Raw genomic sequence first — 1693 nt, 5'->3', positions numbered from 1 at the left:
ATATCAGTCCCTGCATTACTAATCTCCCTTCTTCCCGGCCTTGTTCTATAGCTTGACGAATTTCACCTTTGCGGTCTTCCATAAACACTTCTCGTTTGTGTAATTCCTCTAACTCAGATCTTGCACCAAAAAAAGTGGCTGTGAGAAGGAACGGCTGAAGTGATTGTTCTTAGGGGATTAGAGGCAGTTCTATGCCTGAGTTAGAGACAACTAATCAAATACCTTGAAAAAGCCTCTGTATCCCATAATTTAATGACACTCAATGACCCAAATTATACTGAAAATCCAAATAACCACTAGTTTAGTGATGGATTAAATTAGAATTGATTTTTTTTTGATGATATGATAAGTTTAGTCAACTATTTTCTAGAATTAATGGAGAATAAAGACCCTGAAGAAGATTTTACCACAAGTAAAAAAATTAATCTCAAACTTAAAACAATTAATGCCCACTAGTTATCAACAAGAAACCTTAGAATCCATTTTTGGATTAATCCTTTGTGGGCAAGGTAATTCTGTTCCGGATCATTGTCAAACCAAATCGGCAAGTGCTATTAGTCGTTTCTTAAATAATTATCAATGGTCAACCCGTTCTTTAATTCGTACCGTTCGTTCTTTAATAGTCAAATTTCTTCTTGATCAAAGAAAAAGAGGAAGAAAACCAACTCTACAAGTAATCCTAGATTTAACTACTCTAGAAAAGGTAGGTAAGTTTACCCATCTAGGAAACTTAGTGCGAGTCTATAATCATAAGAAAGGTTTACACATTATAGTGATGTATTTAGTCCTGGGAAATTGGCGTATTCCTGGCCTTTCGGCCACGCTACGCGAATGGAGTTTCAGGATTTATAGGGGTAAGGGTACTCCCTCCCCATCCCAATTAGCACAGAAGTTATTAAATAATTTACCTAAAAAACTTACTCAAAATTTTAAAATTTATGTACTTGGTGATACGGCTTTTGGCACAATTAAATTGATTAATAATATCCGTAAGCATTCCGGTCATGCTATTGTTGGAATTAGTAAAAATCGAACTTTAACTGATGGCCGTAAGGTTTCAGAAATCAAAAATCGTGGTCAACAAGTTTATTTAAAGGGTTTAGATTTTCCGGTTTTTTTGTCATGGGTATGGCTTAAACGAGACTGCAAAAAAATTCAACGTTTTGTCATCTCTACTAAACCCATGAAGGGTACAACTATTGCTCGTTGGGGAAAACGTAGATGGCAGATTGAGGGGTTCTTTAAGACAGCTAAATATCGTTTTAGCCTACACCGCTTTGGACAAAAGACAAGACTTGGAGTCTACCGTTGGTTGATTCTTTCTTTAGTTTCTTATTTGTTGGCTTATTGGGTTTATTTACACTTAGGTAAATCGGAGAGTTTAGATTGGTTTTATTGTGCACAACAAACACTTATTTTACTTTTACCTCATGTTTTGCTTCTTTCTATTTTTAATCAGTTAGATACAATTATGCCTTGGTTACATGAGCTGGGTTTTGATTTTTGTCTGATCAGGTGCAAGATCTGAGTCTAAGTCTTTTCTACTCATATTGGCTTGATTAGCTATGGTTAGCGCCTGAGCAATTCCCGGGATTTCTGATAGCGATGCAGCGCGGTCTTGGGGGTTTCCCCCATGAGCGACTGCATCAAGAAAGGTATCGGGAATTGCTTCTAAATTTGGGGCTTCCTTCAT

1 protein-coding gene and 1 pseudogene are annotated in these 1693 nt (G+C 36.6%); one reads left to right on the top strand and one right to left on the bottom strand.

Annotation, left to right across the window (positions count from 1 at the left end; genetic code table 11):
• Positions 1-445: 445 nt before the first annotated feature.
• Entirely contained in the window at positions 446-1528 is a 1083-nt protein-coding gene (locus tag F6K37_RS41250; protein WP_287257064.1) for a transposase, read from the top strand.
• Here the strand turns inward: F6K37_RS41250 and F6K37_RS41245 are convergent.
• Positions 1481-1693 (bottom strand): annotated as a pseudogene (locus F6K37_RS41245) (hypothetical protein); the annotation flags it as partial. The gene F6K37_RS41250 and the pseudogene F6K37_RS41245 sit on opposite strands and share 48 nt — an antisense overlap.

Source organism: Moorena sp. SIO4E2, from assembly GCF_010671945.1.
Classification (GTDB): domain Bacteria; phylum Cyanobacteriota; class Cyanobacteriia; order Cyanobacteriales; family Coleofasciculaceae; genus Moorena; species Moorena producens.
This window is presented reverse-complemented; position numbering and strand designations above follow the sequence as displayed.

Coding starts and splice junctions, on each gene's coding strand:
- F6K37_RS41250 (WP_287257064.1), top strand. CDS start 446: ATGCCCACTAGTTATCAACAAGAAACCTTAGAATCCATTTTTGGATTA.